At 36.7% G+C, this 14,660-nt stretch carries 12 protein-coding genes and 1 pseudogene; 2 read left to right on the forward strand and 11 right to left on the reverse strand.

All coding sequences use genetic code 11. The features are described 5' to 3' along the window. A partial coding sequence (locus tag AT575_RS05730) for a transposase (protein ID WP_165778650.1) occupies nucleotides 1-441 on the forward strand: 441 nt, incomplete at its 5' end. An 89-nt stretch (nucleotides 442-530) separates the two neighbouring features. Here the strand turns inward: AT575_RS05730 and AT575_RS05735 are convergent. From AT575_RS05735 to AT575_RS05775, 10 genes and pseudogenes are all read right to left on the reverse strand, one after another. Next, nucleotides 531-1,235 (reverse strand): B3/B4 domain-containing protein, encoded by a 705-nt coding sequence (locus AT575_RS05735; protein WP_102777541.1) that lies wholly within the window; start codon nucleotides 1,233-1,235, stop codon nucleotides 531-533. Between the two features lie 30 nt (nucleotides 1,236-1,265). Beyond that, complete coding sequence (locus tag AT575_RS05740) at nucleotides 1,266-2,342, reverse strand: MmcQ/YjbR family DNA-binding protein (RefSeq protein WP_102777542.1); 1,077 nt, start codon at nucleotides 2,340-2,342, stop codon at nucleotides 1,266-1,268. A gap of 64 nt (nucleotides 2,343-2,406) precedes the next feature. After that, nucleotides 2,407-3,162 (reverse strand): magnesium transporter CorA family protein, encoded by a 756-nt coding sequence (locus tag AT575_RS05745; protein WP_245871478.1) that lies wholly within the window; start codon nucleotides 3,160-3,162, stop codon nucleotides 2,407-2,409. A gap of 314 nt (nucleotides 3,163-3,476) precedes the next feature. After that, nucleotides 3,477-4,442, reverse strand: coding sequence for a Gfo/Idh/MocA family protein (locus tag AT575_RS05750; protein ID WP_102777543.1), 966 nt, complete (start codon nucleotides 4,440-4,442; stop codon nucleotides 3,477-3,479). 144 nt (nucleotides 4,443-4,586) lie between these two features. Continuing rightward, complete coding sequence (locus AT575_RS10625) at nucleotides 4,587-4,736, reverse strand: hypothetical protein (protein ID WP_165778651.1); 150 nt, start codon at nucleotides 4,734-4,736, stop codon at nucleotides 4,587-4,589. 150 nt (nucleotides 4,737-4,886) lie between these two features. Further along, a pseudogene (locus tag AT575_RS05755) lies at nucleotides 4,887-6,550 on the reverse strand (ABC transporter permease). Further along, on the reverse strand, nucleotides 6,551-7,630 hold the full coding sequence (locus AT575_RS05760; protein WP_102777544.1) for an ABC transporter ATP-binding protein: 1,080 nt from the start codon (nucleotides 7,628-7,630) through the stop codon (nucleotides 6,551-6,553). A gap of 9 nt (nucleotides 7,631-7,639) precedes the next feature. Then, on the reverse strand, nucleotides 7,640-8,674 hold the full coding sequence (locus AT575_RS05765; RefSeq protein ID WP_102777545.1) for an ABC transporter substrate-binding protein: 1,035 nt from the start codon (nucleotides 8,672-8,674) through the stop codon (nucleotides 7,640-7,642). A 75-nt stretch (nucleotides 8,675-8,749) separates the two neighbouring features. Beyond that, a complete protein-coding gene (locus AT575_RS05770) occupies nucleotides 8,750-9,505 on the reverse strand; it encodes a helix-turn-helix domain-containing protein (RefSeq protein ID WP_102777546.1) in 756 nt (251 codons plus the stop codon). Continuing rightward, on the reverse strand, nucleotides 9,493-11,163 hold the full coding sequence (locus AT575_RS05775) for a sensor histidine kinase (protein WP_102777547.1): 1,671 nt from the start codon (nucleotides 11,161-11,163) through the stop codon (nucleotides 9,493-9,495). The genes AT575_RS05770 and AT575_RS05775 overlap by 13 nt, the downstream gene beginning before the upstream one ends. Before the next feature lie 162 nt (nucleotides 11,164-11,325). Between AT575_RS05775 and AT575_RS05780 the strand changes: the two genes are divergently transcribed. Next, complete coding sequence (locus AT575_RS05780) at nucleotides 11,326-11,718, forward strand: (deoxy)nucleoside triphosphate pyrophosphohydrolase (RefSeq protein WP_102777548.1); 393 nt, start codon at nucleotides 11,326-11,328, stop codon at nucleotides 11,716-11,718. Between the two features lie 24 nt (nucleotides 11,719-11,742). On the opposite strand, the gene AT575_RS05785 is transcribed toward AT575_RS05780, so the two are convergent. Next, complete coding sequence (locus AT575_RS05785) at nucleotides 11,743-14,610, reverse strand: DUF3427 domain-containing protein (protein ID WP_102777549.1); 2,868 nt, start codon at nucleotides 14,608-14,610, stop codon at nucleotides 11,743-11,745. Nucleotides 14,611-14,660: the final 50 nt, after the last annotated feature.

The following is a 14,660-nucleotide window of genomic DNA, read 5'->3' on the forward strand; positions in this document are numbered from 1 at the left end:
CAGAAAAGAAAGCAGAAACAGTCTACAAAGAATCTAGATAATTGGTTTTACGATGAGGTTAGTGATACCTACACGCATCCGGATGGTTGGGATTATCATTTTGACTATATCAAAGAGACTAGAACATCTACTGGATTCCAACAAGAGATCAGAGTTTATAAGGCAGAATATCCTGATTTAGCCCCTCAGAAAGGTCTTTATGTGAATCAGAGATACCAAGAGTTAAAAAGAAAAGAGAGTCAAGCGCTTTTATCTGAAGAAGGCAGTCACATCTTTGCAAAACGAAAGATTGATGTAGAACCTGTCTTTGGTCAGATAAAGGCTTGTTTAGGTTACAAACGTTGTAACCTGAGAGGAAAAGGGAAAGTAAAAATTGATATGGGATTGGTCCTCATGGCCAATAATCTACTGAAATACAATAAGAGAATGATAAGAAATTAAAAACAGAGACTCACATCAAACGTGACTCTCTGTTTTTATTAGTTATGAAGACTTTTGTCCCAGCCTCTTTTTTGATTTCCTATAAATTTTTATAAATCAATACAAGCATTTTCTTGTGTCAGGACAAATTTCTCTGTTTCAGCCCCTAACTGCATCTTAGCATGACCCTCAATGAAATCCAAGGCTTCGACCAGCTGATCAGCTTTACTCGGGTCCAATAATTCTATAATGAGGAAAGCATTTTGGGTATTAGCTGTAATCATGGTCCGTTCTCCATCACGCCAGTTGAGGCAACGACAAACAGCACCAGCATCATCCTTGTAACAAAGTTCATTAGCCAAAGTTGGTGAATTATTCTCATCACCAATCAGATAAAATGGATCATCACCGTCTGTAATTGTTAAGCGCAAATCACCCACAAAGGAATCTAAATCTTCAGCTCCAACAGGTAAAGCATAACGTAGACTAGCAGCATTATAAATGTCCACCAAAGGGTTGATGGAGGGAATCTCATTACCATTAGAAACACGTTTCAAAAGTGCTTCAATACTAGAACGGGCACCCTTTTTGGTCTTAAACTGTTGAAAAGCTTTTCGATAGGTCTGGATAACCTCATTCTCCGCGAAATTATCTTCAGTCAGATATTTTTCCGCTATGGAGTGGCTTTCTTTCAGTAAATCTTTAATCTCTTCAGGCGATTCCCCCGAAGACTGATAATTGCGCAAAAGGACAACTCCTAATTGAGCATCCGGAAACAAATCCCAAAAGGATTGATCAGCTAAAAAACGTGCCATTTGGCTACCTCCTTCATGTAACTACCATTACTACTCTTTAAAATACCCTTTTTCCTGCAAAAATGCAACCAATTGAGGCGGCAAACGCCTTGGTCCCCGAACCGACTTAAGCCCTTGTTCCTGCAATAAGGCCAAAGGTAAGAGCTGGTCCTCATAGTGGTGCATCAACTGCAACTTCATCAAGGTCTCAATCCCATCACGATCCCGATAACCCTGATTGGGAATATTGGCCTCCAGCACCCGACAAGCGTAGCGTAAAGCCTTAGTCGGCGCCGTAATATAAATAAAAACAAAATCTCCAGCCTTAATCGAAGCCTTCTGGGTCCACAAAATCTCCGGATTCGCCGCAAACTCACTGTCAATATCGTAGAACTTGAGATTGGCCGGAATGACCCAATAATCTGACCCATTTGGATTTGGGAGAATAGCTGGCGCGACAAGGGCCCTGCTCCCAAGCAAGAGTTCCCAGATGGCCGAATCAGACAAAGAATCATCCAGAATTAGCGTGACCCAGGATTTTTTCGACATGTGATAAGCCTGGTAAACGCCCTCCAAATCTAGCAAGGCATCCAGCTGCGCAGGCTTAACTTTCAAGTTAACCACCTCAGCCCTCTGCCCCTTGTATTTGTCCCCAATCCCTTCCAACTTGTCTAAGTCCAAAGGGTAAATCAAAGCGTACCACTTGCCCGCAACCCGATAAGATTGGTAGTCAGGGTGCTTGTCAAAAGGCTGATCAAGCAAATCCCCAAACTCCCCTTGCAAGCGGGCGTGTAGGCGATTCATCTGGTCAGAAAGAAAGGGCAGATGGCTGAAACAAGCCACCGCAATCTCTTCCAGCACCTGCCGGTAAGCAGCCTGAACCTGCCGCACATAGGAAGAAGCCGTATTCTCCAAATGGATAGCCAGGTAGTCCTCATCCATGTCCAAATCAAGGACACGGCTGGACAAGTTGCCCCCAGCATCTATAGTCACCTGAACCAGAAAACTGTCATCCATGATTTTAGTCTGATAAACATAAGACTGGTCAGACTTTTTAAGAAAGCCGAAACTTTCTAATTTATCTTTCTCTAAAACTTTTTGTTTAAAAACACTCTCTTCAATCGACATGCACTAACTTTCTAAAGCTTTTTATGGCCACCATTGACAAAACGACGCAAGAAATGCATAGCAATCAAGCAATCACCGTCGTAATGACCAGTATAATCAGCCAAACAATATCCACCTTGGCAAAAGGCAACTTGACATTCATACCGTAAAAACTGGTAACCGTCGTAATTATGGTTAAACCAATGGTTAAAATGGTTAGAGAAGTCACATTATCATTAAGGCGATTACTCAAAACGTTATTATAAGAAGAAGCCATCTGTTCCAAAATCCGCTGGTGCAAGGAACAATTGTTGGACAACTGCTTGACCTCAATCATGGTATCCCGCAAAAGCTCCTTAACCCGGTCACTATAGTTCTCATAACCCGGCAAGTCCTGCCAATCAGCCAACATCTCCCCGTTTTGTTGCGACCCCATCATGACATAAACCGAGCCACTCTGCAGATTAGCCAAGCCCGTCAAACTTTTCTTGGTCGGGCGCTGGCGTAGTTGATTCATCAGATTGTCGCGTTCTTGCCCCATGCCCTCAACCACTTTAAAGTAGCCCTTGGTAAACAAGGTTAAGAGCTGCAAGAGCATTTCCTTTGGATCCTCAGCTGGACTGACCTTGTCCATTGCTTTAGCTAATAGCTGAGCAGTGGCATCCGTATGCAAAATCAGCAACTTATTTTCTCCAGCCACAAAAGTCATTGGCATGATTCTGGGAATGCTGCCGTCACTCAGAGAAACAAGCTTGTCCTCCAATAATTGATAAACCAAAATCAGCCGGCCATCGTCCTCTTTGACGAAGGCCGTTTCGTTGTCATCCTGGGCATAATCCAAAATCTCCTGCCAGATGGGCCAAGCTGCGATAGATTTTCCTGATCATCAGCCGATAAGTGATCGACATTGATAATGGAAATCTTTTTCTTTAAATTCTTATCACTTTCCATAAGCTGACTCCTTCTAGACATTTTCTATATTATCAACTAAATCAGAAAAATGTACAAGTTAAAAGTGTAAGAATATGTCATTTTGCATTAAAGATGTAAAAATATACATTTTTTACAAATACCATTTTATAGAGAAGAATCTCAACTTTTCATAAAAAAATAACCCAAAAGAGTTTAGCTAGGCTAAACTCTTTTATATTATCATTAAATACCTTTCCCCCATGACCGGTAAAGTTCTTCAATAATCTTAATGGTCAAAAGGGTAATCTCTGGTTTCATAATGGGGCTAACCGTCGCCCCTTCTTGAATCATCTGGCTGACATGGTAGGCTTCGGAAGCAAAATCGCTGTCCATCGGAGCCTCCAGCAACTTGCGACTACCGTCCTCATGAATGAGCGTTGCCATAGTCGTCTTCCAAAAGCTCGGAATCTCTAGCGTCCCTTTGGTCCCACGGATAGTCATCTTATGCTTCAACTTCAGTTTAGTCGTCAAGAAAATATCTACCATGACACCATTCTCCAACTGAAGAAGAATCTTGGACTGGCAATCACTCTTTCCTTCAGGAAAGTTAGCCATACCACCAGCTTTTTCAATAGGGCAATCGAAAAGATACTGAAGGTAGGAGAAAGCGTAAGGTGCCATGAAGTGGGCCGTCCCACCACCAGCATCGAGATCAGTGAACCACTCAATATGGTCGATATTGGGATAAGCAGTCGTCGAGCTGATCGAAAGAATTTCCCCCAACTCCCCCTTTTGAATAGTTTTCTTAATGACATCGGTCAAAGGAATGAAAACCGATTTCTGAGCTTCCATCAAGAAACACTCTTTACGGTAGGCCAAATTAAAGAGCTCACGCGCCTCTCCATAAGTCAACGTAAAAGGCTTCTCAACCAAAACATGTTTACCCGCCAAAAGGGCTTTCTTAGCACAATTATAATGATCTTTATTAATAGTCGGCACATAAATGACATCAATATCCGGATCCGCCAACATCTCAGATAACTTACCATAAGCCCTAGGAATTCTATATTTAGAGGCAAAAACACGCGCCTTATCAATCGAACGACTAGAAACAGCAACCACTTCACCATTGCCAGCTAACCGAACCCCTTCAATAAATCGCGGCGCCACCTGCGCAGTTGACACTATCCCATACTTGACCTTTTCCATAGACTTGCCCCATTTCTCGCTATTATAATTTCATTATAGCATTTTGAGCAAAAAATGGCAGAAACTAAGGGCAAAAGTGACCAGAAAAATTCACAAAGTTTTAGACAATTTGAGGCAGTTGAATAATGGAGAAAGAAAAAATAGTTACCCAATAGGATATTCTTTGATACAATTCAATTTTTCTTCCAAAACTTGACGAATAAACTGCGATTTCGTCATACCTAACTGATTTGACCAATAAGACAACTCAGCATCAAGTTCTTCTTCAAAATGAATAACTAAAAAATGAGCCATAAATTCCTCCAAGAATGAAATGTTTTATTAATTAGTTTACAATAACAAATTTAAAGGAACAATGACAAGTTTGTCCACATTAAAGAACAATACTTAAAACATTAAGAAATAACAAAAAAACTTAGCCATTTTATGACTAAGTTTTTCAATTTACATGGTAATACTATCACTCTTAGAGACTTTCATAAAGAGCAAGAGAGACAAGACTGTGAATGCTGTTAAAAGAGTTGATAGGGCTGCAGCAATGCCATAATTACCCCGTAGTACTTCTGTATAGATGGCGACAGTCATCGTTTTAGTATTAATGTTATACAAAAGTATTGAGGTGGATAATTCAGAAATCATAGTGATCCATGAAAGAATAGCTCCGGAAACAATCCCAGATAACATCATTGGAATTGTTATTTTAACAAAAGTATTAAGTCGAGAACTACCTAAACTAGAAGCAGCCTCTTCGATGCTTGGTGATATCTGATGAAGGGATGCTACTGATGAACGAATGGTGTAAGGTAATCTTCTCACAGCTAATGAAATCACCATAATCAATGAGGTCCCAATAATTGCTAAAAAGCCACTTCCACCAATTCCTGTATTAAAAGCTGTAATAAAAGCAATACCCATAACAGTACCCGGTACTATATATGGAATCATACTCATACTGTCAATCAGTGAGGTAAATGGATTACGTTTACGAACACTGAGGTATGAAATAAAGGTTGCAAAGACTAGTACTAAACATAGAGCCATTATGGGAATGCGAAGAGTATTTAAGATACTGTTTCCCATACGGTCAAATGCTTGTTGGTAACTATTAAGTGAGTATCCCGGAACAAAAATCATACCTGACGTTTTTAAGAAGGAAGTATAAATTAAGTAGGTCTGTGGTAAGACTGACAAACCAATAATCCCGTACACCCAAAGATAAACTACTACTTTTTGCCATCCCTTGATTGACTTAGCTTCAATTGGGTGTAAAGAACTCATGCTAAAGCTGTGCTTTTGGGATAAATATTTTTGCACTAAGAAAATCACTAAGGCAATGGTTATCGCAATAATGGCTAGTGCTGATGCAAAAGCAGAGTTCCCCCCAACTTCACTTATAAATTGGGAGTAGACCAAAACTGGAAAGGTGCGATAGCCTTCACCAATAAGCATTGGGGTTCCAAAATCAGAAAATGCTCTCATAAAGACAAGCAAGGCAGCAGCTAAGAGAGTTGGTACCAATAATGGTAATACAATCTTTGTTAATCTTTTACTACCTTTGACCCCCATACTTTCAGCTGCTTCTAGTAAGGAATTATCCATACTCTTTAATGCCCCACTAACATATAAGAATACAAGTGGAAAAAGTTGCAAAGTAAAAACAAGAACAATTCCTGAAAAGCCGTAAATATCTAGTTTGGGTAAACCAAAAGTCATTTGTAGCCATTTAGTAATCACACCATTTCGACCTAGCAAGAGATCCATGAATAGGCTCCGACAAATGGTGCAGACATTGAGGCAATAATAACCAAAATTTGTAAATATTTTTTCCCTTTAAAACGGAACATGGCAAAGCAATATGCTAAAAGTGTTCCAACCACGAGTGAAAGTATCGTCGCTGCGACAGATACTTTAAAACTGTTTAAAAGCGTGTCAAAATAATAGTCTTTAGCGAAGAAGGTCATAAAATTCTGGATAGAAAGGTGACCATCAACAAATAAAGCTTGTTTAAGGATAGTAATAATAGGATAGATCAAAAAGAGCAAGTAGGAAATAAAAATGATAATCGAAGACACAATCCAAATATTCATTTTTTGAAGGTTTTTTATCATCTACTTCACCTCCAGTAAATTCACCTTACCATCAGCTGAGAAGACGTTAATTTTTTGGACATTAATTGCTAAACGGATTGTATCACCGGAACCAAAGTCTTCATCTAAAGTGGATTCTTCAGTCACTTGTAAACGACTGGCAAATGGTGTTTCTACAATATACTCTGTATTTAAACCTAGATAGGTACTATCTTTAATGGTGGCTTCAATCGGTCCATCACTTTGACGTATGAATTCTTCTGGACGGATACTCACTCGTACATCTTGAGCTTCTATATCATTTAAAGGTGGATAGGAGATTGTATACCCATCTTCAAATTGTAGAATGGCTTGACCATCTTGATGTCCTAATTTGGCAGGTACAATATTGGTTCGACCAATAAAAGTAGCCACAAATTCATTACTTGGACGATGATAAAGCTCTTTGGGTTTCCCAATCTGTTGAATGTCACCTAAATTCATAACTGCAATTTGGTCTGAAATAGCCATTGCTTCTTCTTGGTCATGTGTAACATAGACAGTTGTAATCCCAACTTCTTTTTGAATTTCTTTGATGGCTTGACGCATATCAATACGTAACTTTGCATCTAGATTACTCAAAGGTTCATCCATTAATAAGACATCTGGACTAATAGCTAGGGCACGAGCTAATGCTACCCGCTGTTGTTGACCACCACTAAGGTTTTCAGGCTTTCTATCTTTAAACTGATCAATTTGCATCAATTTAAGGTATTTATCAACGGCCTGCTCCATTTTTTCTTTACTAAGTTTTCGCTGTTTTAAACCAAAAGCGACATTATCTTTTACTGATAAATGAGGGAAAATAGCATAGTTTTGGAATACCATTCCTATGTTACGGTGGCTGGGATCCATTTGGTTAATGCGTTGTTCTCCAAAATAGAAATCTCCACCCTCAATGGAATTAAAACCAGCAATCATTCGTAATAAAGTTGTTTTCCCACACCCAGAAGGACCTAATAAAGTAAAGAGGCTTCCATCAGGAATAACCAGATTGAGATTTTCAATAACCGGTGTATCATGATAAACTTTTTTGGCATTTTTTATGGTAATCTGACTCATAGGTGACTCCTATTTAGACTGAATATCAACAAAAATGTCACTGTAATGTTTAACTATATCATCTTTATGTTTAATAACATAATCATAATCTTCAGTGATAGTCTTGATATCTTTCAAAGGCTTCATATTTTTGCTCACTTTAGCATCTTTACGAACCGGACGATTGGTTGTCTCAGTTCCCAAAGCATCTTGAGCTTCCTTAGAAACAATGAAATCTATGAATTTTTGAGCATTTGGCTTATTAGGAGCTTTCTTAATAATGGCTGCACTGGCAGGTAAGAAAACGGAACCCTCAGAAGGGTAAATCACTTTAATATTTGCACCATCGTTTAACAATTTAACACTAGGATCTTCATAAGAAAGCCCAACAGCCATTTCCCCATCAGCTACTGCTTTGTAAACATTGGATGAACTTGAATTAATTTTACCATCAACTAAAGTAAATAATTCTTTAACGTAGTCCCAAGAAGCGTCTTTGTCATATCCGCCAGTGGCTTGCAGCATATTGGTTAACTGAGCGAAAGCGCTAGAAGAATTAGCTGGGTCAGCCGTAGCGATTTTACCTTTAAGCTCAGGATTTAAAAGATCTTTATAACCTTTTATTTTTATGCCTTTCGTTAAATCAGGATTTACAATCAAGACAGAACCATCTAAAGTATAAGGAGTCGAATAACCAGTTGTATTCTGGTAATCTTTAAGAACTTTATCGTTGTCTTTAGCAGTGTATTTTTCAAAAAGTTCTGGATGTTGCGCATACTGAGTATAAGAACCACCAAAGACAATATCCGCTACCGGTTTACTGGATTCACTTTCAATTTTTTTGAACAGCTCGCCAGTACCAGCTTGAATTAATTCTACCTTGATACCATATTTTTCTTCAAAAGCTGGAATCGTGGCATTGATTAAGCCTTCAGAATTTGGAGAATAGACAACTAATTTGTCACTTGCTTTTGCTGCTTTCTTATTTTCAGCTTTTGAACCACAAGCTGACAAGCTTAGAAGTGCCACTGAAGCCATAAAGACTGTTAACCTTTTGTTCCGCATAATCATGCTCCTTTTAATGTTTTGATACTTCAATTCTACAAAAGAAAGCGCTTTAATTATAGGACGATTCTATCCTCAATGAGTAAAATTCTCTTTAAATTCTGTAAAAGTAAGCCCCGTATATCGACGAAAAACCTTGCCAAAATAGTTATAATCAGAGTAACCCACAGCCTCCGAAACCTGATAGACAAGGAGATGAGGCGCCTCTAAGATCAGTTTAATAGCTTGCCTCATACGATAACGATTGAGATAATCTTTAATAGTAATGCCCAACTCTTCTTTAACCTTTTTATATAAATAACTCTCACTATAACCAAACTGGTGAGCAATCGTTTCTGTTGAAAGAGTTTCATTGAAATGATGATGCAAATAAGCAACAACTTGAGCTGACAGTTGTTTATCCTCAACAAGAGGCAGACGAATGTTTGGAAATTGCAGATTCAAGTCTTCTGACCTAGAAGTCTTAGATAAATCCAAACGAATTTGCCAAAGACAGTCGCGAAGTTCATCTGTGTCAAGTGGCTTCTCCAAGAAGTTAATAACACCATATTGCATTGCCCTCTTAGCATTCTTAAAATCACTAAAAGAAGATAAAATGATTTTCTGATAATCATATTTCCTCGTTGCTTCAAACATATCAAAAGCCGTTTTTCGAGGCATCATGATATCGGTCAAAACAATATCCGGATCAAAGGTCATAATAGCCTCAATACCCTCCTGCCCATCACGAACACAAGCTAGCAACTCTATTCCCATCTCTTTATAATCAATCACATGACACAACCAATTTCTGATGAGATGTTCGTCTTCGACAATAATCATTCGTAACATGCTTGTTTCCTTTCAAATTGTATTAAAACACCGTGCAAGGTATCCACCTGGCAGAGCTCAATAGACGTGCTTGGGTATAACATGGCAAATCGACTGTAAGAATTCACTAACCCATGTTCCGTATGGCCCGCTTTCAAATAGGACGAAAAATGATCTTTGAAAGACTGATCAAAACCAGGACCATTATCTAAGACATATACTTGAACATGAGAATTCGTTTCAGAAATCTCCACTTTTAACTGCAAATCATGTCGATACTGCATACCAAATTTAATAGCATTTTCGACTAAGGGCAATAATACCAACTTTGGCACACGTAATAATTTCAAACTTTCCGAAAAAGTAATGGAATAGTCAAGTTCTTCAAAACGAACTTGATTGACTTCTAAATAATTTTCAAGAATCGCTAAATCAGAAGATAAGGTCGCATATTCATGTTGAGAGGAAATGCTATACCTTAAAACCCTATTCAAGGCTAAAATCATTTGTTCTGCTTTTTGAGGATTAAAATGAACTAAAATCTTAATCGATTCTAAAGAGTTGTAGAGAAAATGGGGATTAAATTGAGCTTCTAAAAGTTTGCGTTGAACCGTGGTTTTCTCCTGTTCCAAAGTTAACATCTGTCGGAATAGACGGTCTAAGGTATCAATCAAACTATTAATTTTTTGAGCCAAATAACCAAATTCATCCTGAGACCTCACCACAACTTTATCTTGGTAACCACCAACAATTAAATCTAAATCCTTAACTAAAAGAGCAACACTATCACTACTATGACTCGAAATACGTTCTGAAAGATTCCGAGCTAAGGCAATTAAAAGGAGCATGATAATCAAAACAAAAAAGCAAATAAAGAATAAAAGATAAGATAAAGGAACAGCAATAATGGAACTATATAAATAGAGGCCTTTACTAAGGTGAGCCCATTTTTTTAAGACAATATTCCCATGACGAATGCTGATAGGGTTTCTCATATCAGTCGGATCAACCTTCTGCCAGGACAAAGTTGTATCCTGGAAACTATTAGAGGTGAACAAGTGATCATATTGGTCTGCAATCATATATTGGGTCGCATCAACCTTAAGACCAGACTCAAAATCATTCCCGTCAATGTAGAGCACCAAATAGCCGATCTTAACCCCATTTGACCAAACAGCACTCATTTTTAAGAGAAAAGGATTCCCCTGATAATCTTTCATCAAACGATACTCAGATCTCTTTTGAATATGAGGCAAAGCAATTTTAACAAAAGCATCATCACGAAGCCCATCCCGATTTGGCAAACGCGTACTCAAAAGCAAATCTCCACTTGGCTTATAAATAGAAATTGCCGAGCGAAAAGGCAAGCGACTCGATTCTTGATAGACCTGTCTGAACATTTCGCGCTCACTCAGGTGCCCCGACAAGAATTGACGAAGACTACGCTTCTCAAGATTACTAAAAAGCCGATTGCTTTTTAAATGGATCGTATCAAAATATGACACAGTCCCCCTATGACCTTGAATCAGCTGACTATATTGCACTAAAAGAATAAACAAAGTCAGTACCAAAACATAACTCAAACCAATAACCAAAGCCGTCTTCTTAAAACCAGCCAAAATCTCAAGCCGCAACTTCTCTTTAAAAGTAAGCCCAGCCTTATGATCAACAATACCCATCACAAAAACCTCGCAAAAAAAGCATGTTACCATGCTTTTAATTATGAAATGATTATATCAAGATGAGAAAGGAATGTAAACGGTGACAAAATTGATTATTTAAAATAGTAATCCTAAAATATGTTATGATAGATAAGAATAATTCAAATTGAGGAGAAGAAAATGTCCCAAAAGACGATCAATGTCGTTGCTGCTGCCATAGTAAAAGACGGTAAAATATTTTGTGCTCAAAGACCAGAAGATAAATCACTTGGTGGGTATTGGGAATTTCCTGGTGGTAAACTTGAAGCTGGTGAATCACCTGAAACTGCATTAAAACGTGAAATTATGGAAGAATTTAATGCAACTATTGAAGTCAAAGAATTTATGAATGAAGCCTCATATGATTATGAGTTCGGTACAGTTGTGATGAAAACCTATCTTTCTGAACTGGTTTCAGATAAACTCGAATTATTGGAGCATCAAGATTCGAAGTGGCTCTATCCATCAGAACTCCATACACTTAATTGGGCTCCAGTTGATATCCCAGCTGTTGAACTATTAATAAAAAAATAAAGATTCAAATGAATCTTTATTTTTTTATTTTGTTAAGTAATCATATAAAGTCCGTTCAATCGGATGTTCAAGCTGAAAGTGCATCCTTACAACTGGTTTTTCTGAAATAACTTCTTCAACCGCTGAAGATTCAATATAAGTCATGTTTCCAAGATAGTAAAAGTCACTTCCTTCTCCATCATCCTTTTTGACAAAAAGAGGTAGTTGCATTTCTTTATATAAAGAACTCATTATACTCTTCACATCAGGAGAAGTCAGCCTCCTATTATTTTTCGAGAACCATTTTAATACTGACTCACTTAAAAATTCGTCATCATATTTAGTTGTTTCAGAAATTTCATCTGATTTATGGTAAGTGATAAAGATTGGACAAGCTTTTGCTTTTTTATCTACTACATAACCACCTATATTTTGAGGGGTATTATCTTTTTCAAAATTTAATAGTTTCAAAGCATCTCTTCGAGAATATTTTTGACCAATTGTCAAAATCTCAGGGTATTGAACTGATTTTTCAAGACCACTTAAGACGATATCACTTACTAATTTTTTAAAATCACTATTACTATTAAATGATTTAATAATATCTTTGTTTAGAACATATTCATTTTCAATTAAATCAACTAAAGAAACATCTCCAAATCGTTTCAATTCTTGACCTTTCAGAAAGGTCAAATTTAATATCCTTTCTACAGACGATATCAATGGTTCTGAAATATCTAGTTTTTCAGTTACTAGGTAATTCAGGAACAATGACTTGGTAATTTTGCCATTATTTTCAAGTAATAATTTCAGTAAAAGTAAGTCATGTTTTCTCTTTCCGTTGAGACATTCAAAAGTCAGAAATTCTAGCATTGATTTCTCTAAAGTTGATAACACAATATTCTTATCTGCAAACTTATTCAACACATCTACATAAGATCTGAATTGGATATTTTCAAAAAACACCAATGGATCAAAGCTACCATATTTTAGAAAATCAATTAAATAAGGAGTCTTACCTAACTTATTTTTCAGTTCAACAAAACTATCATTCAATATTTTCATACTGGATAAAGTAGTATTTGTGATTGAATCAAAAATTTGTTTTTTAGCGATTTCTTCGAAATTAATAGTTGTCAAACCTGAAAGCAAACTTTCTGAACGAACATCACGTCTCAGATTGTCTTTATTCATTGACTGGTCACCATACAATGCAATTGGAATCAAATAATTATTTTTATAGTTACCAATAAAATCAATAATAGTAACAAATTCTTTACTAGAGTGTTTACGAAGTCCTCTTCCTAATTGCTGAATAAAAATGATACTAGATTGGGTATTTCTTAGCATAACAACCTGGTTAACACTTGGAATGTCAATTCCTTCGTTAAAAATATCAACTGTAAGTAAATAATCAAGCTGACCTGATTCTAGTGCTTTTACCGCTTCTTCCCTAACTTTTTGGTTATCATCTCCAGTTAGTGCCTTTGTTTTCAAACCTTGAAGATTAAATTGAATAGATAATTCACGCGCCTCATCTTTACTCGAACAGAAAATCAAGCCCCTAACTTTTTGACCATCATGACCATAATATTCGATTTTATCTAGAATATGTTTTACGCGTTCATTTGAAATTAATTTAGAAAACGTAGCATTCTCATCAATTAACTTTCCATCAATAATGAGATCAGTGACACCAAAATAAAGAAAAGGACATAAAAGTTCATTATCTAATGCTTCCTGTAGCCTAATCTCATATGCTAAATTATAATCAAAGAGTTCATAGATGTTTTGACCATCTGTTCTTTCTGGTGTCGCAGTCATCCCCAATAAAAATTGTGGGGTAAAATAATCCATGACAATTTTGTATGTATTAGCTCCTGCTTTGTGGACTTCATCAATTAATATGTAATCAAACCAGTCTTTTTCAAACTTAGCTAGATTTTCAGCTTTTGAGATTGTTTGTATCGTGGCAAAAACATATTTCTTTTGAGAAATATCCATTCCTGATTTAAAAATACAAGCATCTTTTCCATCAAATCCCAATACTCTTTGAAAACTCTCCAGAGACTTTGTTAGAATCTGCTCTCTGTGAACGATAAATAGAACTCTTTCAGGGTTAACTTGTTGGACATCGAAGGCTGAAAGAAATGTTTTCCCTGTACCAGTAGCACTCACAACGATAGCTTTTTTTGCTCCATTTTCTCTGACATTATTTAATCCTGCCAAAGCATTTTCCTGCATTGCATTTGGTTTAATTTTTGAAGAAAATTCAATTTGTGTTTCTTCTTCAAAAATAATTTCTTTAACAAGTGGACTTCTTCGTAATGAATAGTTACTTATCCAATCTTCATTTAAAATCGATGATTTTTGCCAAACCCTTTCAAATTCACGTTTTGTTTCTGAAATAATATTTCCGTTGTCAGTAGACGTTAATTTGATATTCCACTCATAATTTTTCTTTAAAGCATTTCCTGTTAAATTGGAACTTCCTGAAATAAGAACTTGTTTTTGTCCTTGTTCAAATAAATAAAATTTTGAATGCAATTGAATTTCACTTGGAGATACTCTAACCTCAACATTTTTTAACTTTAGAAGTTCCTTCATTGCCAAGGGATCATTAAAATCTAAATAAGGGGATATCAGAATTTTTCCAAATACATTTTTTGCCTTTAAATCTGCCAATTGACTCTTAATTAAGGCAATTCCAGATTGGGTGACGAAAGCGACAGAAAAATAAAACCCTGTGGATTGAATTAATTCCTGATGAATATCTGATAATACAAATTGATTATTTTCTGGGTTATTAATAACTATTTTAGGAGAATAATTTCCCACTTCAACGGTTGATTGATTAATAAAACCGTAATGTAACGATTCTTTCAGCTGATTCTCAAAGTCAGACCTTATCATAAAATTACCTCTATATTTAATAATTCTATTATCTCCCGAAAAGATCATAT

The sequence above is a fragment of the Streptococcus penaeicida genome (assembly GCF_002887775.1).
GTDB lineage: Bacteria > Bacillota > Bacilli > Lactobacillales > Streptococcaceae > Streptococcus > Streptococcus penaeicida.

Coding starts and splice junctions, on each gene's coding strand:
- AT575_RS05775 (WP_102777547.1), bottom strand. CDS start 11,163: ATGGGTATTGTTGATCATAAGGCTGGGCTTACTTTTAAAGAGAAGTTG.
- AT575_RS05765 (WP_102777545.1), bottom strand. CDS start 8,674: ATGCGGAACAAAAGGTTAACAGTCTTTATGGCTTCAGTGGCACTTCTA.
- AT575_RS05770 (WP_102777546.1), bottom strand. CDS start 9,505: ATGTTACGAATGATTATTGTCGAAGACGAACATCTCATCAGAAATTGG.
- AT575_RS05740 (WP_102777542.1), bottom strand. CDS start 2,342: ATGTCGATTGAAGAGAGTGTTTTTAAACAAAAAGTTTTAGAGAAAGAT.
- AT575_RS05780 (WP_102777548.1), top strand. CDS start 11,326: ATGTCCCAAAAGACGATCAATGTCGTTGCTGCTGCCATAGTAAAAGAC.
- AT575_RS05735 (WP_102777541.1), bottom strand. CDS start 1,235: ATGGCACGTTTTTTAGCTGATCAATCCTTTTGGGATTTGTTTCCGGAT.
- AT575_RS10625 (WP_165778651.1), bottom strand. CDS start 4,736: ATGGCTCATTTTTTAGTTATTCATTTTGAAGAAGAACTTGATGCTGAG.
- AT575_RS05760 (WP_102777544.1), bottom strand. CDS start 7,630: ATGAGTCAGATTACCATAAAAAATGCCAAAAAAGTTTATCATGATACA.
- AT575_RS05785 (WP_102777549.1), bottom strand. CDS start 14,610: ATGATAAGGTCTGACTTTGAGAATCAGCTGAAAGAATCGTTACATTAC.
- AT575_RS05750 (WP_102777543.1), bottom strand. CDS start 4,442: ATGGAAAAGGTCAAGTATGGGATAGTGTCAACTGCGCAGGTGGCGCCG.